This is a genomic window from Nocardia sp. CA-129566, from assembly GCF_050956075.1.
Lineage (GTDB): Bacteria > Actinomycetota > Actinomycetes > Mycobacteriales > Mycobacteriaceae > Nocardia.
In genome coordinates this window covers 5,760,269-5,785,074 of the sequence record NZ_CP192085.1, presented here as the reverse complement: position 1 = coordinate 5,785,074, position 24,806 = coordinate 5,760,269, and the positions used below count along the sequence as shown (strand labels likewise).

General features: G+C 66.5%; 20 protein-coding genes and 1 pseudogene. 6 read left to right on the top strand and 15 right to left on the bottom strand.

Going from position 1 to position 24,806, the window contains the following annotated elements:
• Window positions 1-106: 106 nt before the first annotated feature.
• The 9 genes and pseudogenes from ACQP0C_RS25010 to ACQP0C_RS24970 form a co-directional block, all read right to left on the bottom strand.
• A complete protein-coding gene (locus tag ACQP0C_RS25010) occupies window positions 107-1,432 on the bottom strand; it encodes a GNAT family N-acetyltransferase (protein ID WP_433723627.1) in 1,326 nt (441 codons plus the stop codon).
• 2 nt (window positions 1,433-1,434) lie between these two features.
• Window positions 1,435-2,763: a glycosyl hydrolase family 28-related protein gene (locus ACQP0C_RS25005; RefSeq protein ID WP_433734649.1), complete on the bottom strand. Its 1,329-nt coding sequence runs from the start codon at window positions 2,761-2,763 to the stop codon at window positions 1,435-1,437.
• 134 nt (window positions 2,764-2,897) lie between these two features.
• A complete protein-coding gene (locus ACQP0C_RS25000; protein ID WP_433723625.1) occupies window positions 2,898-4,217 on the bottom strand; it encodes a Wzz/FepE/Etk N-terminal domain-containing protein in 1,320 nt (439 codons plus the stop codon).
• The gene (locus ACQP0C_RS24995; RefSeq protein ID WP_433723624.1) at window positions 4,208-5,620 is read right to left on the bottom strand and encodes a hypothetical protein; all 1,413 of its coding nucleotides are present in this window, start codon (window positions 5,618-5,620) and stop codon (window positions 4,208-4,210) included. Before ACQP0C_RS24995 ends, ACQP0C_RS25000 begins: the two co-directional genes overlap by 10 nt.
• Entirely contained in the window at window positions 5,617-6,633 is a 1,017-nt protein-coding gene (locus ACQP0C_RS24990) for a CgeB family protein (protein ID WP_433723623.1), read from the bottom strand. Before ACQP0C_RS24990 ends, ACQP0C_RS24995 begins: the two co-directional genes overlap by 4 nt.
• Window positions 6,630-8,048 (bottom strand): lipopolysaccharide biosynthesis protein, encoded by a 1,419-nt coding sequence (locus ACQP0C_RS24985; protein WP_433723621.1) that lies wholly within the window; start codon window positions 8,046-8,048, stop codon window positions 6,630-6,632. Before ACQP0C_RS24985 ends, ACQP0C_RS24990 begins: the two co-directional genes overlap by 4 nt.
• Window positions 8,049-8,241: 193 nt before the next feature.
• Window positions 8,242-9,420, bottom strand: a pseudogene (locus tag ACQP0C_RS24980) (glycosyltransferase family 4 protein); the annotation flags it as partial.
• On the bottom strand, window positions 9,417-10,493 hold the full coding sequence (locus tag ACQP0C_RS24975; protein ID WP_433734648.1) for a glycosyltransferase family 4 protein: 1,077 nt from the start codon (window positions 10,491-10,493) through the stop codon (window positions 9,417-9,419). The gene ACQP0C_RS24975 and the pseudogene ACQP0C_RS24980, both read right to left, overlap by 4 nt.
• 204 nt (window positions 10,494-10,697) lie before the next feature.
• Window positions 10,698-12,506 carry a hydroxysqualene dehydroxylase gene (locus ACQP0C_RS24970; protein ID WP_433723619.1) on the bottom strand — a complete coding sequence of 603 codons (1,809 nt, stop codon included), beginning with the start codon at window positions 12,504-12,506 and terminating at the stop codon, window positions 10,698-10,700.
• A gap of 77 nt (window positions 12,507-12,583) precedes the next feature.
• On the opposite strand from ACQP0C_RS24970, the gene ACQP0C_RS24965 reads away from it, so the two are divergent.
• The 5 genes from ACQP0C_RS24965 to ACQP0C_RS24945 all read left to right on the top strand — a co-directional run bounded on the left by ACQP0C_RS24965 (window position 12,584) and on the right by ACQP0C_RS24945 (window position 18,131).
• Window positions 12,584-13,243: a TetR/AcrR family transcriptional regulator gene (locus tag ACQP0C_RS24965; RefSeq protein ID WP_433723617.1), complete on the top strand. Its 660-nt coding sequence runs from the start codon at window positions 12,584-12,586 to the stop codon at window positions 13,241-13,243.
• Between the two features lie 114 nt (window positions 13,244-13,357).
• Complete coding sequence (locus ACQP0C_RS24960) at window positions 13,358-14,707, top strand: polysaccharide pyruvyl transferase family protein (RefSeq protein ID WP_433723615.1); 1,350 nt, start codon at window positions 13,358-13,360, stop codon at window positions 14,705-14,707.
• Window positions 14,704-15,546, top strand: coding sequence for a glycosyltransferase family 2 protein (locus ACQP0C_RS24955; RefSeq protein WP_433723613.1), 843 nt, complete (start codon window positions 14,704-14,706; stop codon window positions 15,544-15,546). The genes ACQP0C_RS24960 and ACQP0C_RS24955 overlap by 4 nt, the downstream gene beginning before the upstream one ends.
• Before the next feature lie 143 nt (window positions 15,547-15,689).
• A complete protein-coding gene (trpB, locus tag ACQP0C_RS24950) occupies window positions 15,690-16,925 on the top strand; it encodes a tryptophan synthase subunit beta (RefSeq protein WP_433723612.1) in 1,236 nt (411 codons plus the stop codon).
• 39 nt (window positions 16,926-16,964) lie between these two features.
• Window positions 16,965-18,131, top strand: coding sequence for a hypothetical protein (locus tag ACQP0C_RS24945; RefSeq protein ID WP_433723610.1), 1,167 nt, complete (start codon window positions 16,965-16,967; stop codon window positions 18,129-18,131).
• A 54-nt stretch (window positions 18,132-18,185) separates the two neighbouring features.
• On the opposite strand, the gene ACQP0C_RS24940 is transcribed toward ACQP0C_RS24945, so the two are convergent.
• The gene (locus ACQP0C_RS24940) at window positions 18,186-18,821 is read right to left on the bottom strand and encodes an MspA family porin (RefSeq protein ID WP_433723608.1); all 636 of its coding nucleotides are present in this window, start codon (window positions 18,819-18,821) and stop codon (window positions 18,186-18,188) included.
• A gap of 102 nt (window positions 18,822-18,923) precedes the next feature.
• Window positions 18,924-20,033, bottom strand: coding sequence for a class I SAM-dependent methyltransferase (locus tag ACQP0C_RS24935; RefSeq protein ID WP_433723606.1), 1,110 nt, complete (start codon window positions 20,031-20,033; stop codon window positions 18,924-18,926).
• 14 nt (window positions 20,034-20,047) lie between these two features.
• On the opposite strand from ACQP0C_RS24935, the gene rfbC reads away from it, so the two are divergent.
• On the top strand, window positions 20,048-20,623 hold the full coding sequence (rfbC, locus tag ACQP0C_RS24930) for a dTDP-4-dehydrorhamnose 3,5-epimerase (protein WP_433723604.1): 576 nt from the start codon (window positions 20,048-20,050) through the stop codon (window positions 20,621-20,623).
• On the opposite strand, the gene ACQP0C_RS24925 is transcribed toward rfbC, so the two are convergent.
• The 4 genes from ACQP0C_RS24925 to ACQP0C_RS24910 are packed head-to-tail and all read right to left on the bottom strand — an operon-like array spanning window position 20,586 to window position 24,344.
• Window positions 20,586-21,635, bottom strand: a complete 1,050-nt coding sequence (locus ACQP0C_RS24925) for an NAD-dependent epimerase/dehydratase family protein (RefSeq protein WP_433734647.1) — start codon at window positions 21,633-21,635, stop codon at window positions 20,586-20,588. The genes rfbC and ACQP0C_RS24925 overlap by 38 nt on opposite strands.
• A 17-nt stretch (window positions 21,636-21,652) precedes the next feature.
• Window positions 21,653-22,303 (bottom strand): PIG-L deacetylase family protein, encoded by a 651-nt coding sequence (locus ACQP0C_RS24920; RefSeq protein WP_433723602.1) that lies wholly within the window; start codon window positions 22,301-22,303, stop codon window positions 21,653-21,655.
• Window positions 22,300-23,079, bottom strand: coding sequence for a glucose-1-phosphate cytidylyltransferase (locus ACQP0C_RS24915; RefSeq protein ID WP_433723600.1), 780 nt, complete (start codon window positions 23,077-23,079; stop codon window positions 22,300-22,302). The genes ACQP0C_RS24920 and ACQP0C_RS24915 overlap by 4 nt, the downstream gene beginning before the upstream one ends.
• Window positions 23,076-24,344, bottom strand: a complete 1,269-nt coding sequence (locus ACQP0C_RS24910) for a methyltransferase domain-containing protein (RefSeq protein ID WP_433723599.1) — start codon at window positions 24,342-24,344, stop codon at window positions 23,076-23,078. The genes ACQP0C_RS24915 and ACQP0C_RS24910 overlap by 4 nt, the downstream gene beginning before the upstream one ends.
• Between the last annotated feature and the right edge of the window lie 462 nt (window positions 24,345-24,806).

Below are 24,806 nucleotides of genomic sequence, written 5' to 3'. Positions count from 1 at the left end.
AGTGATGAGGCACGCGCACACAGCGCCCCGGCGCGAATCTGCTTGCGCGCGACGGGTTCTCCGGTTCACTGTACGTCGGGTGGGCCGTCGTGTCCGCGCAACTCCGTCACCCCCGGTCGATAGGGGCAGTAACCGCCCACAGGTCGTGATCGGCCCTACGTCCGGTGGCGCCGACGAAGCAGCGCATCCGCCCCTCGCGCACCATGCCGACGCGCGCGGCGACATCGGCGGAATCGATATCGCCGGGTTCGATGGCGGTCGCCACCCGGCACAGGCCGAGCGTGCTGAACGCGTGGTCGAGCAGCAGTCGGGTGGCCGTGATCCGGACGCGGTCGCCGCCGACGGCCGGATCGGTCCACACGAACATCCGGGCATTGCGATCGAACATGTCCAGATCGAATAGTCGGCATTCACCGGCGTAGTCGCCGTCCACCTCGATGGCCAGCGTCAGCCCGTACGCCGAGCGCAAGCCCGGACGGGCGCGCAGGAATTCGCGCAACCAGGGTAGTCGGCCGTGCTTGCGCTGCCATGTCGCGGCGGGTGCGTTCGGATCCGGATCCAGCGCGTCGCGCGTATGGACCCGGGCCGCGCGCCACCGCGCCCAGTCCAGCAGTCGCCGACTGCGCAGCACCACCGCCGGATCGTCCGGATCGGTGAGCCGGACGGTGGGCGGCGAGCGCAGCGGATCGATCAGATGCAGTGCCCGGCCCGCGTGGTACCTGGCCGTGGCGACCAGTACCGTGGCCCGGCTCAGCGCGGTGTCGGTGCAGGCGTCGGCCTCGGCGGGCCGGGTGGTATCCGGATGCTGGGTCGAGTGGTCGTCGATCCAGGTCCGCGCGAAACCATTTGGCGGAATCGCCGCCTTGGTGATCGCCCACAGTTCGTGGTCGCGCCGGGCCCCGCCGACGTCGAAATACCGTGTCATCATTGCTTCGCGCTGGAAGCCGATCAGGGCGGCGCCCCGGGCGGTGGCGATATTGGCCGGTGAGATCGGGGCGGTGATGCGCTGCAATCCGGCCGGTCCGAATCCGAAGTCCAGCACCAGCGAGGAGGCCAGGCCGCCGATCCCGTGGCGCGCCACCTCCGCGTCCACCCAGATTCCCATTTCGGCGGAACCGGTTTCGGCCTCGATGGAGACGAGTTCGATCTGTCCGGCGAATCGCCCATCGACCTCGATAACCAATGACAGCATGTGGCCCGTCCGCGCCTCGGCGCGGACGCCGAGACATTCCCGGACCCACAGTTTCCCGGTGTGCCGCGCCTTCCAGTCCAGCGGCGAACTGGACCAGAAAGGTTCGATACAGCGCTGATCGCGCAGGCGGATCCGCCGCCATTGGGCGTAATCGTTGACCCGCGGCGGGCGCAATAGGACCGTCGTGGCGTGCAATGTCATCGGCCCGAGCCGGATACCGGATAGCGAACTGCTCGACATGTTCACTCCCGGGGTCGCTGGCGACCGAGCGAGGCCGTTTTGACCGCGCCGTCCGTGCCGACGGACAGGCGCCAGTAGCCGCCCGCCGCGTCCTTCAGCACGATTCCGCTCTCCGGACGATCGGAAAGCCATGCGCCGCTGGACAATATGGCCGATCGCACGGTGCCGTCGACGGCCTGGGCTTGGAAGATATCGGCATCGCTGTGCCCGGCACGTCCGACCATGGTGCCGCTGTACTGCGGCGCGTGCATGCCCTCGCGGCCCATCACCTGCCATTTTTCCGGGAACATGCCGGGCGGGAGATCGTCTGCGGCACTGGAGATCAGGTTGATCGCGGTGCCCTCCGGACAGCCCTTCGCATCGATGCGCAGTTCGATCGGCGGCTGCTCGGAATCCTTGTCGAACTGCACATTGGCCAGATAGGGCTGACGACAGTAGATGAGGTCGAGGCCGACGGTGCGGGCGGCGACCTTGCAGTTGATCATCCCGAACTGGGCGGGCCCGCCGCGATCGCGCTGACCCACCGACAGTGCGGTATCGGCGCCTTCGAACCAGACATTGGTCAGCCACCAGTCATTGGCCGCGCCGTCGATGGTGATGTGCCGATCGGTGGTGCGCGGATTCTCATCGGAGACGAATTCGACATTGGTCAGCGACAGTCCGGCATTGTGGTCGTTGCCGGTGCCGAGCACTCCGATGTAGTTGCTGGTGAGTTTGGAGGAGGTGACGTAGTTCTGGATGCAGGAGGTGATGATGCCGTAGCCGAAGTTATTGATATCGCAGTTGACGAAGGCCGTTCCGCCGGTGTTGTTATCGAGTACGACGCCGCGCTGCTGCAGATAACGCGGATGGTTCTCACTGAGGTGATTGCCGCGGATCACCACCCCGTCGAAGGAGCAGCGGAACGACTCCGACAGCTGCACGGCCGTCGAGCGTGGACCGGTCAGGAAGAAGCCGATGCGGGAGAACCGCACGCGGTTGCGCTTGCGCAGGGTGATGAGCGTGACGTCGGCATCGCAGGTGACCAGCGTGACATCGCCGCCATCGCCGAGAACCGTTGCGTAGTCCGGCAAATCGGGCCAGGAACTCACCTTGTACCGGCCCGCGGGCAGATACAGCACGAGTGGTGCGCCTCCGACGGCGGCCGCCGAGCGGATCGCCGCGGTGTCATCGGCGACACCGTCACCGACAGCACCGAAGTCACGGACATTGCGCGCCGCGGGCGCGTCGGTGACATGCGGTGACCGGAATTCGATACCGGGGGAGTCGTCGGAGGTACAGGCCGCCGCCAGCGGCAGCGCGGCCGCGGCACCGAGGGACGCGGCCAGCAGTCGTCGTCGACCCACGGCCTCGTGACGCCCACTCGCTGCTCGATCGTCACCGTCCGCCGAATCGCTTCGCGATGCGGAACGCCCGCCCGTCTCCCGACCGCCACCCCCCATCGAATTGCTTCGCGATGCAGAATTCATATGTGCAGCCTCCCCACCAGCCGCTGTAATCCCGTACCCAGCTTGCTGTACGCCACCGCGCCGGTGAGCGGGTTGTCCCCGAATGTGGCCAGCGCGCCACGTATTTGCGGTGCGGTGGTCGCACCGAGTTCGACCACCGCTACGGTGTGCTCGCACAACGGGGCCAGTGCGATCGCGTCGGCGGCATGTGCGACCGGCGCGGCCTGGATCACCACATGGTCGTAATCGGTTCGCAGCTTGGCGACCACGGCCGCGAAGCGGTCGGAGGCCAGTAGATCCACGGTGTGAAGATCGACCTCGCCCAGCGGCAGCACCGTCATTCCGGCCTCTGGCCAGCCGGTCAGCGCGTCGGTGACCGGTATCGACCCGCGCAGCACGCCAGCCAGTCCGGGCACCGCCGCGCCGACGACCTGTTGCGATCCGCCGTGGCCGGAGGTGTCGGCGTCGATGTAGACGACGTGGTGGCCGGTATCGGCGAACGATTTCGCCAGTGCCATCGCGATCTCCGGTTCCGATCGCGCCGACAGACTGGACAGCAGCACCGTGGTTGCCTCGCTGTTGCGCTGCAAACGCATTCGCAGCCTTCGAGTTTCGTTGAGGGCACCGGGGCGGCCGATATCGATGATGCCGAGGATCGGCACCGGCGCACCGGAACGCGACGAACCCGGAATCGGGGTGGCCAGTACCGCTTCCAGATCGTTGGACGTGCGCAACTTGCGGTCGGTGCGATCGCGGACGAAGGCGGCGAGTCCGCCGAGTGCGAGTCCGGATAGCAGGCCGAGTGCGAGCAGCCGGGTCGACTGCGGGCCGGTCGGACCCGATGGCAGCTCGGCGCGGTCGACGACCTCGGCCCTGGCCGCGGGTGCCGCATCCTTCTCGATGGATTCGAGTTCGGCGATCAGCTGCCGGAATTGCGCGACAACGGTATTGGCGATATCACGAGCGCGTTCGGCGGTGCTGTCCTTGACCGAGAAGACGATCAGCGTGGTGGCGGGCGGCGAGGCCGCGGTGATCTTGCCGCGCAATTGGTCCACCGACATCTTCAGACTGAGATCATCGATGGTGCGCTTGGCCACATTGGCGCTGGTGGCCAGATCGAGATAGGAACGCACGCGCTGCTGGGCGGCCAGTCCGCCCTGATACGAATCGTTCACCGAGGTTCCGGTCGCCATCGAAACGTACACAGTGCTCGTCGCCACATAGTTTTTCGGCTGACTGCGGGCATAGCCGACCGCCGCGACCAGGCACAGCACCAGCACAGCGAGGATCAGCAGCCAGCGGCGGCGGGCGATATGCCAGTAATCGATCAGTCCCATGATTCGGATCCTCTTTTCCCGATGACGACCAATGGCTGTTGCGGCGGCTGCGCCGGTGCCCGTGGATTCGGCGCCGGAGCCTGCGGCGCACGCGGTTTCGCGCGACGCCGGTACTCCTTGACCGCCAGATAGATCAGCATCGCGAGCACGGCTGCCTGCAAGAATTTCCCGAGTGCCTCCATGCTGCCCAGAATTCCGCGCTCGAAAAGCGAGGAGGCTCCGGTCAGCGCGAGTGCCAGCACCACCATCGGGAAGTACCGGGAATACAGGGCTTTGGCCCAGGCGAGCAACAGCACGAAGGTGAACCCGACGCTGATGACGATGCCGGTGTAGCCGCCGATGACGTAGCCCTCGTTGACATTTCCCTCGGCCAGCGACACCTGGACCCGAGTCATATCCACCGATGCGCCGCGAATGTCGTCGGCCCAGGCGGTGCCGGATTGGAATTTCGGAGCGCCCAGCAACTGTGTGGGGATCAGACTCAGCGCGGCGTGCCGGAACTCCTCGGCGGGTGTGAGCCAGTACCCGGTGCCGTGGTAATAGGCATCGGTCGCGGCCTCGAGCAGATCGAAGCGCCGCAGAATGCTCAGGAACGGTCGCACCGTCGGCGGATAGGCCGAGCTGATCATGACCGCCTCGGCCTTCCCGGATTCGGTGGTCTTGAACGACTGCAACCAGCCGAACCCGCCGATGCCGAGCACCGCGATCGCCAGCACACCGACGACCTTGGCCTTGGTCCAGCCCAGAATCGCGAAGCGGACCGCCACTGCCAGCGCGGCACCGAGGATCGGGGTCTTCGATTCGACGACCACCGTCCACATCAATTCACCGATCAGCAGTGCGCCGATCAGCAGTGCGGTGGTCCGCGGCCGGGTCGGTCGGATGAAGATGATCAGCCCCAGCGCGGCGACGGTCGCGAGGATGCCGACGAAGTTGAGTATCGGATTGGCGCTGTCGACATCACCGGCGTGGCCGATGGATCCGGTGGCATAGGATGCGCCGCGCCCGAGCAGGCCGATGACATAGATGGTGGCGAGCGCGGGCACGAAATCCGGGTTCGCGCTCATCGCGGGCGCGGCCGGGATCGGATGGTGTCGCGACCAGATCGCATATCCCACAATGAGTATCGCGTACACCCACAGGCCGAAGACGACATGGTGCAGGACCAGTGCGATGCCCCGGTCGTAGCCGAGTTCGGCCAGTCGCGGATCGGGCACATTGTCGCCATAGTGCGGTTCGGGTTGCACCGCCAGCAGTACCAGGGGGCGCGCGAGGTAGGACAGCGACCAGAACGCCGCCTGCGCGATGATGAAAACCCGTGCGACACTGGGCACCCACGCCGCGGCCACCGCCACGGTGAGCAACGCGCATGCGATGGCGACGATTTCGGTGTAGGCGGTCATGGCCGCGTCGCCCCCAACGCGTCCATGATCTCGCGCGCACGATCGACATAGCGGTGCCCGCCGTCGGCGATCCGCCGGTATCCCGCCTCGGCCATCGCATCCGCCTGCTCCGGATGCCGGGCGCACCAGTCCAGGATCTCGCGCAATTCGGTCTGTTCGGTGAACAGGAAGCATTCGACGGTATCGCGCAGCAGTTCGGCGTGCTCTTCGGTGCGCTCGCCGACGAAAAGCCCACCGGCGGCGGGCACTTCGAAGCTGCGGCAAGTGTGGGTGTCGCGATTATCGGAGTTGAGCAGCACCAGATTCGCGGTGATATCGGCGACCACCGCCGAATATCGCGAGCCGTACACCGGACCGCCCACCGCCGCCCGGGTGGTGCGCAGCTCCGGAACCCGCCGCCAGCCCGGACCGCGCACCAGCGCTCGGTCACCGTAATCGCGGGCCAGCGCGACCATTTCGGCGCGGCGATCGGGGCGACAGACGCCGATGAAGCCGACCAGGTATCGCGGTGTGCGTCCGCGTGCCGCCGGATAGTGCCACGCCGGATCGTAGGCACTGCGGACGAAACTGACCGCCTTGGCGCCGCGTTCCAGCAGTTCGGGCACATTGTGCCGTTTGGTGGTGACGATCAGATCCCAATCTGGTTCGTGTGCAAGGTATTGCGGGCTGAGGTTGTCCGGATTGGCGACATCGTCCGGGCTGTAGTGCACGTGCAGCCGTGCCGGAATATCCAAGAGCCTGCGCTGGTCGAGATGGACCGCCTTGAAGGCGAAGACCATATCCGGCCGCAATTGCGCTGCGGCCCGGTCGATCTCGCCGTGCAGCTCGGCGACGGTCCAGGGGGCGCGCCGCCGCGCGAACTTGGTGTAGATCCATGGTGGCGAGAGTCGCGTCGGCAGGGTGATCGGGGTGGAGTCGATCACGACCACCTCGTGTCCCGCCTGCCGGAAGCCATCGGCGAGCGAGCGCGCATTGCTGCCGACCCAGTCGTCCCCGATGAACAGGATCCTCACGAGGCACCCTCCTCGCGCATCAGCACCACCGCCGGTTCCACGGACACCGATGCCGTGCGTTCGCGCACGATGAGCGTGCGGACCCGCGCGAGATACCAGATCGCCGTGCTGAATTCGACCAGCACACTGCCGTAGACCAGCGTCCACACCGAATGCGTGCGAAACGCGATGAACAGCGCGGTGCCCGCGACGAAGGTGCCGAGGACCGCGCCGATCAGCACCCCGGTGGTGTCCTGGCGAACCGGCAGCAGTGCGGTGGTGACGAACGAGGTGATCGTGGTCGCGGGCAGCATGAAGATCTCGACCCGCAACAACCCGACGGCCCCGCTGAATTCGTCGCCGAAGACCAGCCGGATCAGCAGCGGCGCGGCCAGCCACACCGCCACGGCCGCGACCGTCGCGACACAGACGCACGCGGCCAACGCCATGAGCGCATGCCGCCAGAACCGGTGATCGGTACTGCGCCGCGCCATTCGGGGCAGCAGTGCGAAACCGATGGGGTCCAAGGTGGATTGGATGGCGCGCACGAGCCGGTCACCCGCCGAGTAGAGGCCGAGTGAAACGGTGTCCAGCACAGCGGAGTACACCGCCGCGGCGCCCTGACCATAGGTCGTCACCAGCACGCGCGAGGCGAGAACCGGTGCGCCCGTGCGGAATACGCTCTTGTAATGGCGCGGCCGGGCCGGTGGCCCGAAGGTGCGCAGTGAATCCCACCACGTCAGCGCCACGGTCGGCACCGAAGAGATGAGCAGGCACAGCAGCGCGAGCTGAGCGCTCGGCATACGGGGGAGCAGCCCGACGAGCAGGATCAGATAACCGACCCGCCCGACCGCTTGGTACGCGGTGCTGGCCCCGAATCGGCCCTGCCCGATCAGCAGCCAATCCTCCGACACGGACCAGAATCCGCCCGCGAACAGGCCCAACAGGATCATGTCCACCTGCACCGGCGCGCTCGCGACCAGACTCAGCAGCAGCGCGATCCCGATGACGCCGAGGGTGGTCGTGCGGATGGCCAGATAGTCGCCGCGCAGCTGATTGATGCCGCGCAGTCGTGCGCTGTCGCCCTCGCGTTCTCGCGAATCGTGCACGCGCGCGGCCAGAAACGAGGTGATGCCGAGATCCACCAGCAGCGAGCCGATGAAGTACGAGGACATGCCGATCGCCAGCAGGCCGAGTCCGTGGGCGCCGAGCACCCGCGCGATCAGCGGAACGGTGACGATGGTGATGACGTACTGCCCGTACTTGCCGAAGGTGACATAGCCGATATCGCGCAGTACCGCGGCGAAGCCGTGCGATCGGTGCAGGCCGCCGCCGGGCGCGCCGCGGTCTGCTCTGCGGTGGGCGCCGCCGGTGGTGGTCGGTCTCGGTGGGGTGGTGGGCGGCGGCTGGCCCGCGGCGTGTTTGCGTTCAGACATGCGGAGTCCGTTCCTGCGGATTCTGCTGGTCGCCCCGCGAGCGCCGCCGATTCAACACAGCGGCGGGAGCGACGGGCCCGAAGGAGGTAGCGGAGCGTAACCACGTAGGGCCCCGCGAGCGCCGCCGATTCAGCACAGCGGCGGGAGCGACGGGCCCGAAGGAGGTAGCGGAGCGTAACCACGTAGGGCCCCGCGAGCGCCGCCGATTCAGCACAGCGGCGTCGCGTTGGGTGGTTATGCAGTCGAGGAATGTGGCGACGGTGCGCGCCGATTTCTCGATGTCGAAGTCCCCGGCTCGGGTGCGGCCCGCCGTGGCGAGGCGGGTGCGCAGCGCCGGGTCGCCGATGAGGGTGTCGAGTGCGGTGGTGAGCTGGTGCTGGTCGCCGCCGTCGACGAGCAATCCGTTGACGCCGGATTCGACGATTTCGGCGGGTCCGCCCGGACCGGAGGCGATGACCGCGCAGCCCGCGTGCATGCCCTCGACCACGACCTGTCCGAACGGTTCGGCGAGCACCGAGGAGTGCACCAGGATATCGGCGTCGCGCAGATAGCGGCCGGGATCCTCGACGTGTCCGGTGAAGGTCACCGGCAGCCCGAGTTCGGTCGCCATCCGTTCGAGTTCGGCGCGGTAGGGCTCCTCATCGAAGAAGGTGCCGCCGATGACGAAGACCTGCCGCGGTGGCACTTTCGCCGCCGCGATCGCGCGCAGCAGCACGTCCTGACCCTTCCACGGCGTCAGCCGGCCGACGGCGGCGAGCACCGTTTCGGTCGGTGCGCGTTGTGGCGCGCGCTCGGTGTCGTCGCCGAATTCCACACCCGGGTAGGCCACTACGGCGGGGCGGCGGCCGATCCACAAGGTGTGCAATGTGGTTCGACTATTGGCGATATAGCCGCGCGCTATCAGTCTGCCGAGTAGCTGAATAGCCATGGTCGGCAGTCGCCCGAAGTAGTCCACCGCGATCCGGTCGTGTACCTGCCATACCAGCGGTATGCCCGCGCGCCGCGCCGCCACCGACCCCATGACCAACGCCTTGGTGCTCTCGGCGACGAGCACATCGGCGCCGAGTTCGCGGGCGGTCGCGCCGAGTGCCCAGCCCAGCCGCAGCAGTGCCGCGAATCCGGCGAGCAGGCGCAGCGGTCCGGACCCGATGGTCATGGCGCGGCTGTCGAAAGCGCCACGCAGCACGCGGGTCTCGATCCCGCGCGCCCGCATGCGTTCGACCATCGGGCCGTCCTCCGTATAGATCTGTGCCACGTCGATGAGCCGCATCGCGCGCAGCGCGGCCAGCAACCGCAGCGTCGCCAGTTCGGCACCGGAGGGCGCCGCGGTATGCGCTAGGAAGAGGGCCTTGGTCGTCCTCGATGGGGTCATCGCCTTAATTCCTGATACATCGTGAGATGGCGCTCCGCTGTGACATCCCACGAGAAAGTTTCTGCGTGCGAGCGACATTGCTCGGGTGTGGGCAGCGTGCCGTTGAGTGCGGCCACAATTCGCGCGCCGAGTGCGTCGGCATCGCGAGCGGGCACGATCAGTGAAGGATCCAGTCCGCGTACCGAATCCGGTAGTCCGCCGCAATCGGTGACGATCGGGGCCCGCCCCGCGGCCAGGGATTCCAGGGCGATGAGCCCGAATCCTTCCAGGGCGGTGGTCGGGACAACGGTGAATTCGGCCTGTTCATAGTGCTCGGTGAGCTGTTGGTCATCGACATTGCCCGCGAAGGCGACCGAATCGCCGAGTCCCGCGCCGGCGGCCTGGGCACGCAATTCGGCTTCGGCGCCACCGGTTCCGACCAGGACCAGGCGGGCATCCGGATGTTCGGCGACCACGCCCGGCCAGCAGCGCAAGAGGGTATCGATGCCCATGCGGCGTTCGAGCCTGCGCACGCACAGGACGGTCCGGTGGGCACCGGCCGGTATCGGCGAGGCGCGGAAACGCGTCAGATCGACTCCGGGCGGGATGACCCGGATCCGGTCGGCGGGCACCCGATAGTCGAGGCTGAGTACGTCGCGAAAATGGCTGGACAGCACCACGAATCGGTCCGCGCCCGCGTAGCGGATCCGCTCGATCAGGTACTTCGCCCGCGCGCCGAGTTCACGCTGTCCGGTGAGTCTGCTCTCGGCGGCCCATGGTCCGTGGAAGTGCACGACCAGCGGTACCCGGCCGCCGCGGGAGCGGGCCGCCGGACCGTAGAGCGCGAAGTGTCGATCCAGCACATCCGCGCGGTGCAACTCGGCCCGCTCCATAAATGCGGTGCGGGCCCGGGCAATGGTCGAACCGCCGGTTCGCCCCCATGATCGCGCGCCTGGCGGATCGTCTGCAGCGACCGCGCCGAACGCGGCCGCCGATACCGCGACTCCCGGTTGCCGCGCGAGTGCGTGGAACAGTTCGGTGAAGTACCGATTGAGTCCGCCGGGGGCCGCGGAGAACCATTCGGATCCCGTCATATGCACACGCAGTGCCCCGGTTGCTGCCGTCATCGCGGCCCCCTACTTCTGGCGATGATGAGGCGAGTCCGCCACCTGAACTCGCTTCCCGCGCAACAGTGTAGGGGAGATCGGTGCTCCCGGTCGGGCGTAGAGATCATCTGCGATCAGGGCGAATGACCAGTTGCTGCCGGTCGGCCGGCTGCGACCGACCGGCAGCGGTCGTTAGCCGAGATCGAACAGATTCGGTTGCCCGGCCCGGTAGCGCGCGGCATCCAGTTGCCGGAACGGTTCGAAGGCCGGAATCGAATCGCGGGTGAATAGCTGGGCGCGGGTAGCGCCGGAGCCGGATGCGTCCAGCAGTGCGTTCACCGCGGTCCGGCCCGCCTCGTTCGCGCCCTCCATGGTGGCCAGATCGAAGTCGGTCCGAACGTAGTCGGCGGCGAGGAAGAGGTTCGGAATCCGCGTCTGCGCGGTCGGCCGATCGGCCCAGGACCCGATCGTATTCACCAGCAGCGGTTCATCATTGGTATTCCGGCCATCCGCCCAGGTGATGCCGGGATCGAGCATCCACTCGCGAACGATTCCCTCCGGCAGCTGAATTCTGCCGTCATCGTTGAGTGCCGCGGTCATCTGGGCCCAGGTCTCCTGGTAGATCTCCGCCTTGGTGCACTCTTTGGCGGTCTTGCCGAACAGGATGCCCGGGGTGTCCCAGTCGGCGATATCGATGGTGAGACCGTCGACGATCGATCCGTCGCCGTATTTCGCGGCATAGTCGACATTCCAGAACGCGCGCTGGGTATAGGAGGTCAGCCGCCACGGTGCGTCGAGGTAGATGTTGTAGCCCTTGCCGAGGTCCAGCTTTTCGGTGACGAACATCTGCATGCCGTTCATCCAGTCGACAGTGAGCGCGTCCATACGGCCGAGTCCCGGATCCAACGCGCGGATCTCCGGTGACCAGAGCCGTCGCGCCCGATCGGTGGGCACCGCGCACACATACCAATCCGCGTCGAACAGCTCCGTCGTACCATTCGGGCGGCGGATGCGCACGCCGCCGATGCGACCGTCGGTCACCACGAATTCCTCGAGTGCGTGTCCGGGCCGGAATCGCACGCCGAGGCTTTCCAATAGCGCGATCCACGGATCGAGCCAGGCCTCATTGGTCGGGCCGTTGAGCACCTCGTAGACCTTCGGGCCGCCGGTCAGTTCCTGCAGCAGTGCGATGAAGAAGCCCTCCATCATGTTGCCCATGGTCCTGGTGCTGGCCACGTACTCCTTGGCGGCGACCAGCGCGCGCGTCAGGCCGGTGGCGGCCAACGCTTGGAACTGCGCGGATCTCTGTGCCGCGCCCACATAGTCCCACCAGCTGACGTGCTCCCACTGGCCGAAGCGGCGCTCCTCACTCGAGGTCAGATAGGTGACGACGCGTCCGGCCATATATATAGCCTCCGGCAGCGGAACGAGGTTGTTCTTCATGAACACCTCGACCAGGATGCGCTGCAATCCCTCCGGCGTGAGCGCCTGCGCGGGATCGAAGTAGAACCCGAACATGAGCGGGAAACCATCGGGCAGATGCCCCGAGCGCGGATAGCGGGGATCGCTCACCGAGAACGGAATCAGGTTGTCGTACACCGACTTCCGGGTTCCCGGCAGCGGAATGCGGCGCATCGTATCGTGCACGTGGTGATAGAACGAGGTGAACCCGCGCGCACCGTGTTCGCCCGGTAGCGGCGCCCGGCCGCCGACGCCGGTGCCGGGCAGCGGGATCGTGCGGGATTTGCCGCCGAGTTCCTTGCGATCGAAGACGGTCACCGCGAATCCGCGCTCGGCCAGTTCGTGGGCCGCGGTCAGACCGCCGATGCCAGCGCCGAGCACCGCGACGGCATTGCGCGCCGGGCCGTTTCGGCGGCGTGGTGCGGACTGTGCCGTGGCGTTCGCGGCCGATGCCGCCCATCCCGCGGTGCTCGTCACCATGGCCGCGCCGCGCAACAGTGTGCGCCTGCTGACTTGGTTGTCCCGATCTCGAGTTGTCACTGCGCATCCCCTAAATCTGACGATTCTGATCGTCATATTTATCAGATCGCCGGTTCCGCATGGGAGACAATGCGAAGATGACGATGCAGCGACGCCCGGTGCGGACCTACGGCGGTGTGGGTGCGGAGGATCGAGTCGCGGCGCGGCGCGGCAAACTCCTCGCAGCGGGATTGGAGTTGTTCGGCACCCGCGGGTACGTGGCGACGGGCGTCAAGGATCTGTGCCGCGCGGCCGGGTTGACCGACCGGTACTTCTACGAATCGTTCGCGGGAAATAGGGAACTGTTCGCTGCGGTCTTCGACCAGGTCATCGACGAGTTGTTCGCGGCGGTAGCCGCCGCGGTCGAGGCCACGCAGGCCCGCGGCACCCGCAAGCTGCGCGCCGGTATCGGCACGTATCTCCGTGCGCTGGCCCAGGATCCACGCAAGCTGCGCATCGTCTTCGTCGAACCGGCCGCGGCCGGGGCCGAGCCTCGGATGCGAGAAGCGCTGTGGCGCTTCGCCCGTTTGGTCGCGGCCACCGCCGCCCAGGCGCGTCCGGATGATCGGCCGCCCGCGGAACTCATCGATATCTTCGCGCTGTCGGTGGTCGGCATGCTGGAGCGGGTGATCGTCGAGAAGCAGGGCGGTCGTCTCGACGTGCCGATCGACGATCTCATCGACTATTGCGCCGACTTCGCCGCGGCATCTCTGCGTGCGGTCTATAACGGCCAGATATCCAAGCGCCCAACGGATTAGCGAGGTGGCCGACATCCCTCGGGTGCGGTAGATTTCACATCGAGTTCGTGCCCGGCACGGACCGACCCGCGGGGGACCAGCGGGAGGGACTAGACAGTGGGGACCACGGGGTCAGTGGCTGAGCGCGTTGATATCGCCGAGCGAGAGATACGGGTGCTGGTCGAGAACGGCGAGTACTGGCTACGCAATCGCGGCGATATCGCGATGATGGTCGTCACCGTCGAGCGCATCCGCGAGCGTTGGCCGCGGGCGCGCATCGGCGTGCTGACCCATCAGCCGGGCGTATTGCGGGCTTTGGTGCCGGAGGCCGAGCCGATCTGCGGGCCCGGGTGGAGCTGGGGCTCCGAGGGCTGGCAGGGATTGCTGAACCGCACGGCCGGAACGAAATTGGTCGGCCCCGCGGCGCTGTGGTGGCGGGCGACCACCGACGGCCCCAAGGACCGACTGCGGGCGATTCGCACCCGTGGTCGCGGCGAGAGCGCGGCACCGCAGGAGCACGCGGTGGCACCGGAGCTCGAATTTCCGGTGGAGATTCCGGCGGCGGTCGAACAGGCATCGCTGGTACTCGCGAACGGCGGCGGCTATATGACCGATGTCGACCGCTACCAGGCCCATCGCACCCTGAATCTGCTCGAATACGCATCCGCGCTCGACATTCCGACGGCGCTGATCGGGCAGGGCATGGGACCCATGCGTGACCCATATTTGGTACAGAGAGCTGCCGAGGTACTGCCGAAGGTCGACGTCGTGGCCTTGCGCGAGGGGCGGCGCGGCCCGGAACTGCTCGGCGAATTCGGTGTCGCACCGGACCGGGTGCTGGTCACCGGCGATGACGCGGTCGAATTCGCCTATCGCAGCCGTGATGCCAGGATCGGCGCCGATATCGGAGTTTGTCTGCGCGTCGCGGACTACGCGCAGGTCAGCCTGGAGGCACAGGGGATTGTCGGGCAGGTGGTGCGCACCCGGGCCACGGAATTGGATGCCGGACTGGTGCCGCTGATCATCTCCGAATACGCCTCCGAGGATCGCCTCTCGACGCTGCCGCTGCTGGTGGGCGCGGCCAAGCCGCTGCCACCGGTTGGTCGCGGCGGCACCCCCGCCGATGTCGCCCGGCAGGTCGGGCAGTGCCGGGTGCTGGTGACCAGCGCCTATCATCTGGCGGTCTTCGCGCTGTCGCAGGGCATTCCGGCCGTCGGCATCACGGCCTCGGAGTACTACGACGATAAATTCCACGGGCTGGCGCAGATGTTCGGGACCGGTCTGCGGGTAGTGCACCTGAATGATCCCAAACTGGAACAAGAACTGACCATGGCGCTGGACGAGCTGTGGGACGATGCACCTGCGCTCCGGGATCCGCTGCAACAGCGGGCCGTCGACCAGATCGACGCGGGCCGCAGCGGACTGGAACGAGTCTTCGGATTGGTGGAAAACGGGCCGGTTCGGCCGGTGCAACGAGGGGGATGACTGTGACGACGCTGTCGGTGTGTGTGCCCGCCTACAACTCCGGCCGGACGCTCGCCACTACCCTGCGTTCGATCCTCGACCAGGACGCGGAATTCGAACTGGTCGTCCTGGACAATGCGAGCACCGATGACACCGCGGAGGTCGCGAAGTCCTTCGACGATCCACGAATCCGGTTATTGCGCAATGACACCGTGCTGAATATCGGCGACAACTGGGATAAGGCGATCCGCGCCGGCACCGGCGAACTGGTCAAGGTCGTCTGCGCCGATGATGTGCTGCGACCGGATGCGCTTACCACACAGCTCGCAGTGATGGCGGATGCGTCGATCGCCATCTCCTCCAGTCGCTTCGAGGTGATCGATGAGGACGGGGCGGTGCTGGAGACCGGGCTCGGCTTGGCCGGGCTGCTCGGCAGACAAACCCCACGGGCCCTGGCGCGCACCATCGTCCGGCGCGGACCGGCCGACTTCGGCCCGACCGCTGCCGCCATGTTCTACCGCGAGCACTACGACCGTGTCGGCGGCTTGCGCGGTGATCTGGTGTTCCCCATGGACGTCGACCTGTTCGCGCGGGTCTCGTCCTTCGGCGTCTTCTTCGGCATGACCGAAGTCCTGGCCGCTTGGCGCAATTCGTCCTTCAACCTGTGCAGCCAGACCTCCACGGTCAGCAAGCTGACCGATATGTACCGCTTCCATCACCGCATCGCCAACGACTACCCGGATCTGGTCCACCGCGGCGACGTGCTGGCCGGTGACGCCCGGCTGGCGAAGGCGGCGCTGCACCGCCTGCGGGTCCGCACGGTGGCCACCGTCCGCAAGCGCCCGGATCTGCTGGTCTGACATCGAACTTCGCGTTGCGGCGCGGTGTATGACGTATCCATTACCTAAAGAAACCATTAACTAATCCGTTGCGGGTGCGCGCGATCCGGCGAGACGAAGTAGAACAGGGAGGCGGGGTCTCGCGGCAGGAAGCGTTGGTGTGGATGGTTATTGATCATGTATCGCATGGCACCCTGCTATCGGGCCGACTTCCCGACGAGCGGGGGCGTTTCGGTGAATTCGGCGGCAGATATGTTCCCGAAGGCCTGATGGTCGCGTTGTTGGAGCTGGAAGAGGCGTATGCGCTCGCGCGCGCCGATTCCGGATTCCGCACTGAGCTCGGCGAATTGCTGCGCACCCGGGTGGGTCGTCCGACGCTGTTGCACCAGGTACCGCGTTTCGCACGAGCGCTGGCGGTGCCCGGGGTGCGGGTGTATCTGAAGCGTGAGGATATGACGCATACCGGTGCGCACAAGATCAATAACGCGCTGGGACAGGGTTTGCTGGCCAAGCGGATGGGTAAGACGCGGATCATCGCCGAGACCGGTGCCGGTCAGCACGGTGTGGCGGTCGCTACCGTGTGCGCGATGCTCGACCTGACGTGCGTCATCTATATGGGTGCCCACGATATGCGGCGGCAGGCCTCCAATGTCATGCGAATGACCCTGCTCGGCGCCGAAGTACGTCCGGTGGAGACCGGCAGTCGCAGGCTCAAGGAAGCGATCAGCGAATCGGTGCGCGACTGGGTTTCGAACCTCGGCACCACCCACTACCTGTTCGGCACCTCGGCCGGACCCGCGCCCTACCCGATGATCGTGCGCGATCTGCAAACGGTGATCGGCAAGGAGACCAGGAACCAGATCCTGAAATCCGAAGGCCGACTACCGGACTACCTGGTGGCCTGTGTCGGCGGCGGCAGCAATGCCATCGGCCTGTTCCACCCCTTCGTCGAGGATCCGGCGGTCCGCTTGATCGGTGTCGAGGCCGCGGGCCTCGGTGTCGAAACGGGTCAGCATGCCGCCACGCTCAGTATGGGCAGTCCGGGCGAAATGGACGGCGCCTACAGCTATCTCCTCCAGGACGACGACGGCCAGGTCACGCCGACGCACAGCATCGCGGCGGGTCTGGACTATCCCGGCGTCGGCCCCGAACTCAGCTACCTCAAGCACACCGGTCGCGTCGCCTACCGCGCGGCCACCGATGCCGTGGCCCTGCGCGGCCTGCACGTCCTTACCCGGACCGAAGGCATCATTCCCGCTCTCGAATCCGCCCACGCCGTCGGCTATCTGCTCGAGCTGGCCGAACACGGCGAGCTCCCCGCCGACTCGATCGTTGTGCTCGGCCTGTCCGGGCGTGGCGATAAGGATCTCGCCATCGCGGCGGAACGGTTGGCCGGGTAGGCGGTTCGCGGCTCGGGCGCCGCATGCCAGGATGGCCGCATGACCAATGGGGTGAGCCGGATTGCCGAGCATACGGTCGAGCTGATGATGGATTACGGCCAGTTCTGCCTGGACGGTGGCTTCGGTGATCCGGATTCCGAACTGACCCTGCTCGAACAGGCGCAAGCCGCGCAACCGTGCGCGGGGGACGGCGCCATGCTGGTGGTACTGAGCCCGCATCAGAACAATTTCGAGATGTCCATCGCGGTGCAGGTGTGGACCGGCAGGCCGCCGGATGATCGCGAGCAGTGGCAGCAGGTATGTGAAGACCGGTTGCGGGTGGATTCCGATGGTGCACTGAATATCTCGTCCCCGCTCGATGGTTGGGCCGACCCGTGTCCGGTTCCGCCGGGGAACTATCTGATCGAGGTCAGTGGTCGCGGATTCGTGAATTACGGATGGCCGGGTTCGACCACGCCCGGCGATGTCTGGCGGATTCGGTTGTGGCCCGATGATGGTGGCGAGCTCCTGCCGCACCAACAGTGGGATATGCCCGGATACGGCATTCCCGAAAATGTGCCGATACCCGAGCGGACCGATACCGAGGAGGACCCGGAGTCGCAGTGGATCGCCGTCATGGATTCCGAAGGCACCCGGTATCTGACCGTCGGCGAGCTGGCGGCGCAGCGGGTGGCGGCCGAGCGTGCGCAATGGGGTGGTGATCCGATACCGGCACTGCGCGAGTACTTTTCGGCTCCAGAGCTGGCCGGTTTCGATCGCCCGCTGGTCGAGGCGATCGCCGCGATGGACGAGCCGACCTTGCGGCGGCTGGCTCATCGGTGCGCGGTCAGGGCCTGCGAACTGGCCGAGATCGCCGAAAGATCCTGGGTTGCACCGGCATTGGTGGCACTGCGGGAAGGATGGCCGCTACCCGCGCCGTTCGATGACATGCCGACCGCATTCGACCGACTGCACGAGGAGGAGTTCGGCGCGGCCGAGGACGGATCGCGCCAGCTCGTCGCGACGATCGGCCCGCAGGCACGGTCGGAGTCGAATCCTTTCGACATCGGGCCCATACATCGACCCTTCTTCGCGCTCGGCGCCATTGAGCACGCGAACGATCCCGACCCCCTGGCCGCGGCGATAGAAACACTGCACACCGCCGCCGTCACCTTCGGTGCCGATGCCCGCGTCCTGTTCGCCGAGATCGGCCAGGAGTTCGGCTGATCGAAGCGTTGTGGTACCCGAAGTTCGGGCACCACAACGCTGTTCGCCGCTCGATCAGATCGTCCAGAGTCTGCCGTAGGTGTAGACCGCATCACCGTTGGCGCTGACCACCCGTACGAACGGGCGAATCGTGGTCTGCCCGACGACACCGGTGACGGTGCCGTGGAAGCCCGACATCCGAATGAAGCCTTCTGCGCCGAAGACGTCGCCGCCCGTGCACTCGATGGTCTGGATGCCCGGACCGAAGCCGACCTCGAGTTCGACCCCCGCGCGCGGAATCAGCCCGCCGAGCTTGAGCACCGCGCCGTCGGCGCCACCGAGATCGACACCGAGATCCGGTGTGTACCACTGGAATCTGAGCCGCCCGTTCAGCGTGGCCGGGTACCCGACCTGATAGCCGATGGTGATGTGGCCGGACCAGTCCTGGGCGTTCGGCCCGGTGACGTGGTAGGCGGCCTCGCCGTTGTGGAACCACTCGCGGGTCAGCGGGTTGCCGTCCAGCGGTGGCACGAAATCGATCCGGGTATCGGATTGGATCGCCTCGACGGTGCGATCCTGCCGATCAACTATCTGACTGCTGCTGTCGATCGCCGCGGATGCGGCGCCAGTGGTAAAAGTCAGCCCCGAGGCCATTACCGAGGCCAAAACGATCGCGCGCAGACTCCGACTACGGAGTGTGTTCTCCCTCATCAGGTATTTCCCCTTGTGTTCCCCAATAACAGATGTCTTGACAGCAAAACGCGCGGCGCCGACGACGAAGCCCACTGCGGCGCAGCGAACTCACGGCATATGTCACCGCCCTTCCGAGGGGCCGGCCGGATCATCGACGACCCAGCGGCCGTCGAGTTCGGGAAATCTGGCACGGACCTCCGGGAGCAGATCGCGCAAGGTCAGCAGCACGAAATCCGGTTGGGCGGAGACGAGTTCGGTGGGGGAGATGATCGGTATATCGGTGCCGGGCATCCGGCGGCCCTGTTTGGCGGGTGCGGCATCGGCGACCGCGGCGATGAGCCCACGGTGCACCCCGGCGAGGCTGAACAGCGCGACCGCACGAGAGGCCGCGCCATAGGCGTAGACCCGCCTGCGGCGCGCCGCCATCGCGTCGAGCCAGCGTCGCAATAGCCGAGCGTGCCGGTCGGTCGTCTGCTGCAGGCCCTGCAGTGCAACGAGATCGGTGTGCTCGGACTCCGCGGCGCGGATGGCGCGCACAGCTGCATCCGGTTCCACCGCACCGTGCACCGCGCCGATGAGCACGGTGCCGCCGTACAGATCGAACCGCCACGCCGTCGCCACGCTCATCCCCGCCGCCTCGAGCAGCCGCTGCGACGCCTGCAGCGAGTAGTACGCGAAGTGCCCGTGCCGCAGCGCATTCCACTGACCGGCCGCGACAATGGTGGCCAGCGAGTGGTACTGGAGCAGCAGCACACCGCTCGGTGCGGTGGCGGCGGCCCGTTGCGCGAAGGCGGCTCGCTGATCGGGTTCGTGCATGATGCCGAAGCAGTCCAGCACCACATCGGCGACCCCGTCGACGCCTGCGAACCCGCGCTCGGCGAGTAAAGGCAGCCAGGTCCCACCGTGCGGACTGCCGAATTCGCGCACGGTGCGACCGCGCAACAATCCGGCCCGCGCGACCCGCGCGACGGCGTCGACGGCCTGATCGCGCAGCGCCTGCGGTTCGATACCGCGCGGCTCCTCGGTGCGGGTGTCGTCCTCGGCCAATTGCGCGAGCCCGCAGTCACGGCACATATCCATGCGCAGCGGATGCGCGGTTTCCGCGACATCGATCGCAGTACCGCCGAGCGGAAAGTGGTCGGCCGCGGGGACCTTGCCGAGATCGAGCACCGGGGCCAGTTCGGTACCGCGGCAGCCGCGACAACCGCGACCCATGACGGTGTCGTTCATGTCACGATGGCCTGGTGCGCATCGAACAGACCGATCTCGCCGATGTCCTGGTGCTGGTGCCCGAACCCTTCCGGGACGAGCGCGGCCTGTTCACCCGCACCTTCGACGCCACCGAATTCGACGCCCACCTCGGCGCACCCGGAACTGCCGCCGCGTTCGTACAGGATTCGCAATCCCGTTCGGCGCGCGGGGTGATCCGCGGCATGCACGGGCGGTCCGGACGGGGTGAGGCGAAGCTGGTGCGCTGCGCGCACGGCGCGGTGCACGACGTCCTCGTCGATATCCGGCCGGGCTCGCCGACCTTCGGACGCCAGCAGGCATTTCGGCTCGACGACACCGAGTTCCGGCACCTGTACGTGCCGCCGGGCTTCCTGCACGGCTTCCAGGCGCTGACCGCCACCGCCGACGTCTGCTACCGCATCGATCGCCCGCACGATCCGGCCGAGGATATCGGCGTCGCCTACGACGATCCGGATCTGGCCATCGAATGGCCGCTGTCGGTTACCGTCGTCTCCGCCCGCGACCGGGCCGCGGGCAGCTGGCGGCAGCTGCTCACGAAGGTGCGGGCAGTTCGGCAGCAGGGGCGCTGATCCGGCGCATCGACGCGTCGAGTACGCCGGTCTGTCGCAATTTCTCCAGATGCGGCAACCGGGTGTACCGGTGGAAGAAGTCGTCACTGGTCAGTCCCCTGGCGGTGTATTCGCGATACAACTGCTCGGCCCCGGCGGCCACCGTCCACGTCGCGTGGTAGCCGAGAGCCGAACGGGCAGCGGAGAAATCGACGCGGTAGGACCTCGGGTCCGCGCCGCTCTCGCCGGTGATGGACAGCCGGGAGCCCGGCACCGCGTCCACGACGGCCTTGGCGATATCGGCGACGGTGAGGTTGTTCACCTCGGTGCCGATATTGAACGCTCGACAGTTGATCGCGGCCACCGGCGCGGTCAGGCAGGCCACGAAGGCGTCGGCGATATCGGCGGCATGCACCAGCGGCCGCCACGGTGTCCCGTCGGAGAGCACCTTGACCTCGCCGGTGAGCACCGCGTACCCGACCAGATTATTGAGCACGATATCCGCGCGCAGCCGCGGCGAGAAGCCGAATGCCGTTGCGTTGCGCAGGAATACCGGTGTGAAGTCGTCATCCGCGAGTGCCGCGACATCGTCCTCGACGCGCACCTTGCTCTCGGCATAGGGCGTGATCGGGCGCAGCGGGGCGTCCTCGGTGACGAGTTCGTCACCCGCCGCGCCGTACACCGAACAGGTCGAGGCGTACAGAAACCGCCGCACCCCGGCGTCCTTCGCGAGCCGAGCCAGTCGGACCGACGCGTGATGATTGATGGCATAGGTGATTTCGGGATCGAGTGCGCCGAGCGGATCATTGGACAGCGCCGCGAGGTGGATCACCGCGTCGAATCCGGTGAGTTGCTCGACGGTCACATCGCGGAGGTCGACCGCGAGCCCGGGCGGATCACCCGGCAGTCGACCGAGTACGCAGTCGGCGAAGAATCCCGCATCGAGTCCGGCCACCTCATGCCCCGCGGTGCGTAGCACCGGAGCCATGACCGTGCCGAGATAACCCTGATGTCCGGTGAGCAGAACGCGCATGCCCGTGTCTCCAGTTTTCATGACAGCTCGAAACCGACGACAACTTTGTCGACAATGAATGCTTCGGCATGCTGAGCCCGGCATTGCACCCCACGCAGCCGGGACAGACCGGTGAACGACTGCCCGTCGAACCAGTCCCGTCCCACTTGTGAAGGGTAGTGCTTCTGTAGCAGCCGCGCCTTTTCCTCGGCGAATTCCGTTGATATCGGAACGAATACGGTCGGGTGTGGCGTATCGGTCTCCCATTTGAGGATCTCGTAGCCGAGCGTCAGGTGGTCGCGGAATTCGGTGGGCACGAGTTCGGCGAGGAGCCGATGATCCTGATGCGCGTCACCGCGCTGCGGTGCGAAGACCAGATCCGGCTCGGTGCCGGCGCGAAAGGTGGCCAGCGCTTGCTTGATCCGATCCCAGTGCGCCGGTGCGCGACCATCGGGCAGGTCGAGCACCGTCACCTCGAGGTCGGCGCCCGGACAGAAGGCGGCCAGTGCGGCGCGTTCCTCGTCCTCGCGCACCGTGCCCGCGCCGGAGAGCACCAGCGCGCGCACTCGAAGTCCGCGGTGCCGGTGTGCCAGCGTGAGCAGTGTCGCGCCCATTCCGATCGCGATATCGTCGCAGTGCGCGCCGAGCACCGCGATCTCGTGTACTGGCCCGGTGGTCAGGGCGATCATGCGAACTGCTGCTCCCAGACCATCCACGGCCTGATGCCGGACCGATACGCGGCGTCGAGTTCGGCGCGTTCCTTGAAGGTGTCGGCGGGCTTCCAGAATCCGAGATGCTGATAGCCGTAGAGCCGTCCCTGCCCGGCGAGCCTGCCGCAGGCGTCGGCCACCAGATCACCGCCGGGCGGCAGCAGATCGAGCACCTCGTGGCCGAGCACGAAGTATCCGCCGTTCTCCCACAGCGGCATCGACGACACCGGGCGGATCTCCTTGACCTCGCCATTGGGCTTGATATCGACGCAGTGGAAGGACTGCTGCGGCGGCACCACCATCATCGAGGCGGCCGCGCCGGAGGCGGTGAAGCGCTCGATCATCTCGTCCAGCGGTGCGTCGGTGAGCACGTCGGCGTAGTTGGCCAGGAAGGTCTGCTCGCCCTCGAGATACGGGCGCACCCGGCGCAGCCGCTCGCCGATGGCCGAGTCCAGGCCGGTGTCGACAAAGGTGATCGACCAGTCGCTGATATCGGTGCGCAGCAGCTCCACCGAGCCCTCACGGATGACGAAGTCGTTGGAGACCGACTCCTGGTAGGTCAGGAAGAAGTTTTTGATGTGCTCGGCGCCGTAGCCGAGGCACAGGATGAAATCCTTGTGGCCGAAGTGCGCGTAGTAGCGCATCACATGCCAGAGCAGCGGCCGCGGACCGACCAGCTGCATGGGTTTCGGGAGCATGTCGGAGCCGTCGCGCATGCGCATCCCATAGCCGCCGCAGAACAGCACAACCTTCATCGTGCGTGCCTTCCCCTCGTATCAGCGTTATTCGATTCCCCGAGCACCGCGCTGTGCAGAGTTGGTAGTGGATAGACCAGTTCGCCGCCCCATTCGGCGATATGGCCCAGTTGTGCGGAGATCTCGGCTTCGAGGTTCCACGGCAGGACCAGCACCACATCGGGTCGATCGAGATCGATGCGTGCGGTCGGGTAGATCGGGATCCGGGTGCCCGGGGTGAATCGCCCGTGCTTGTAGGGATTTCGGTCGACCGTATAGCTCAGCAGGTCAGGACGGATCCCGCAATAGTTGAGCAGTGTGTTGCCCTTGCCGGGCGCGCCGTAGCCGACCACCCGCTTGCCCTGCGCCTGCGCGTCGAGCAGGAAGCGCAGCAGCTCCTGACGCACCTGCCGCGCGCTGGACTCCAGCTGCCGGTAGCCCTCGACCCGGTGCAGGCCCGCGACCTGCTCGCGCCGCAGCACCTCGTGCACCCGGGTGCTCGGTGCGTCCGCGACCGCCTCGGGACGGGCCCACAGGCGGATCGAACCGCCATGCGTGGCAAGCAGTTCGACATCCACCACGGCCAATCCGGCCATTGCCAGGGCGCGCTGGGCCGAGAGCACCGTGTAGTACTGGAAGTGTTCGTGGTAGATGGTGTCGAACTGGGCCAGTTCCATCAGGTTCAGCGCGTGGTGCACCTCGATCGAGAGCCAGCCGTCATCGGCCATCAGCTCACGCAGTGCGCGGCTGAATCCGCGCAGGTCGGGGACGTGCGCGTAGACATTGTTGGCGACCACCAGATTCGCGGGCCCGTGCTGGGCGCGGATCCGCTTGGCGAATTCCTCGTCGAGAAACGCCGTTTCGGTCGGCACGCCGATCTTTCGCGCGGCCGCGCCGACATTCACCGAGGGCTCGATGCCGAGGCACGGTATGCCCGCGGCGACGACGTGGCGCAGCAGGTAGCCGTCATTGCTCGCGACCTCGACCACGAACGAGTCCGGTTGCAGGCTCAACCTTTCGACGGCATCGGAAACGAAAATTTCCGCGTGTCTCACCCAGCTATCGGAATATGATGCGAAATATGCGTATTCGGTAAAGGTTTCCTCTGGTGTGATCAATGCTGGGATCTGCAACAGTAGGCAGTCATCGCAAAGCCTCAGATGGAGGGGATACGTCGGCTCCGGAAGATCGAGCTCGTCCGCCGCGAGAAACTTCTCGCACGGCGGTGTGGCCCCGAGGTCGAGCACGCTCGAAAGACGCTCGGATTCACAAAGTCGACAACGCATCCTGGCCCCTGCCTCCTGCCGCGTGGGTCGTCCGGCGAATTACCGGCATGCCCAGCACGTCGCTGCGATCAAGTGAGACGTTACAACGAATCGCTTGCGTATCGCCCCCCAAATCGATTGGGTGGTAGCGGTTTCCGGACGATTCTGCGACCATTCCGAGGGGTAGCATTCAAGTGGCAAACAATTCGGTGGGGGGTTGAGCCCCCACTGTCACTTCCGGATGGTCGGGCTGCGGGTGCGCCACCTGCCGACTTTCCGCATGTTGCCTTTCGATTACGTGCCCAAAAAACCGACCGTCCGAATGTTGGCTACTGCGTGGAATACTTTGCGGCCCTTTCTGTTCGGTAGATGAGTGGGATTGTGTTCTGTAACAATCGCGTTCTGACCGCCGACTGAAGGAACACCCCGGGCGGTCAGATTGCATCGAGGGGACCGGTCGACGGGGATCGGGGGCAACAAAAT

What these genes read in the sequence shown, in the direction of transcription:
- ACQP0C_RS24945 (WP_433723610.1), top strand. Translation starts at nt 16,965, where the DNA reads ATGACCAATGGGGTGAGCCGGATTGCCGAGCATACGGTCGAGCTGATG.
- ACQP0C_RS24925 (WP_433734647.1), bottom strand. Translation starts at nt 21,635, where the DNA reads ATGCGCGTTCTGCTCACCGGACATCAGGGTTATCTCGGCACGGTCATG.
- ACQP0C_RS24920 (WP_433723602.1), bottom strand. Translation starts at nt 22,303, where the DNA reads ATGATCGCCCTGACCACCGGGCCAGTACACGAGATCGCGGTGCTCGGC.
- ACQP0C_RS24940 (WP_433723608.1), bottom strand. Translation starts at nt 18,821, where the DNA reads ATGAGGGAGAACACACTCCGTAGTCGGAGTCTGCGCGCGATCGTTTTG.
- ACQP0C_RS25010 (WP_433723627.1), bottom strand. Translation starts at nt 1,432, where the DNA reads ATGTCGAGCAGTTCGCTATCCGGTATCCGGCTCGGGCCGATGACATTG.
- ACQP0C_RS24915 (WP_433723600.1), bottom strand. Translation starts at nt 23,079, where the DNA reads ATGAAGGTTGTGCTGTTCTGCGGCGGCTATGGGATGCGCATGCGCGAC.
- ACQP0C_RS24995 (WP_433723624.1), bottom strand. Translation starts at nt 5,620, where the DNA reads ATGACCGCCTACACCGAAATCGTCGCCATCGCATGCGCGTTGCTCACC.
- ACQP0C_RS24935 (WP_433723606.1), bottom strand. Translation starts at nt 20,033, where the DNA reads ATGAACGACACCGTCATGGGTCGCGGTTGTCGCGGCTGCCGCGGTACC.
- ACQP0C_RS25000 (WP_433723625.1), bottom strand. Translation starts at nt 4,217, where the DNA reads ATGGGACTGATCGATTACTGGCATATCGCCCGCCGCCGCTGGCTGCTG.
- ACQP0C_RS24965 (WP_433723617.1), top strand. Translation starts at nt 12,584, where the DNA reads ATGACGATGCAGCGACGCCCGGTGCGGACCTACGGCGGTGTGGGTGCG.
- ACQP0C_RS24975 (WP_433734648.1), bottom strand. Translation starts at nt 10,493, where the DNA reads ATGACGGGATCCGAATGGTTCTCCGCGGCCCCCGGCGGACTCAATCGG.
- ACQP0C_RS24910 (WP_433723599.1), bottom strand. Translation starts at nt 24,344, where the DNA reads ATGCGTTGTCGACTTTGTGAATCCGAGCGTCTTTCGAGCGTGCTCGAC.
- trpB (WP_433723612.1), top strand. Translation starts at nt 15,690, where the DNA reads ATGGTTATTGATCATGTATCGCATGGCACCCTGCTATCGGGCCGACTT.
- ACQP0C_RS24955 (WP_433723613.1), top strand. Translation starts at nt 14,704, where the DNA reads ATGACTGTGACGACGCTGTCGGTGTGTGTGCCCGCCTACAACTCCGGC.
- ACQP0C_RS24985 (WP_433723621.1), bottom strand. Translation starts at nt 8,048, where the DNA reads ATGTCTGAACGCAAACACGCCGCGGGCCAGCCGCCGCCCACCACCCCA.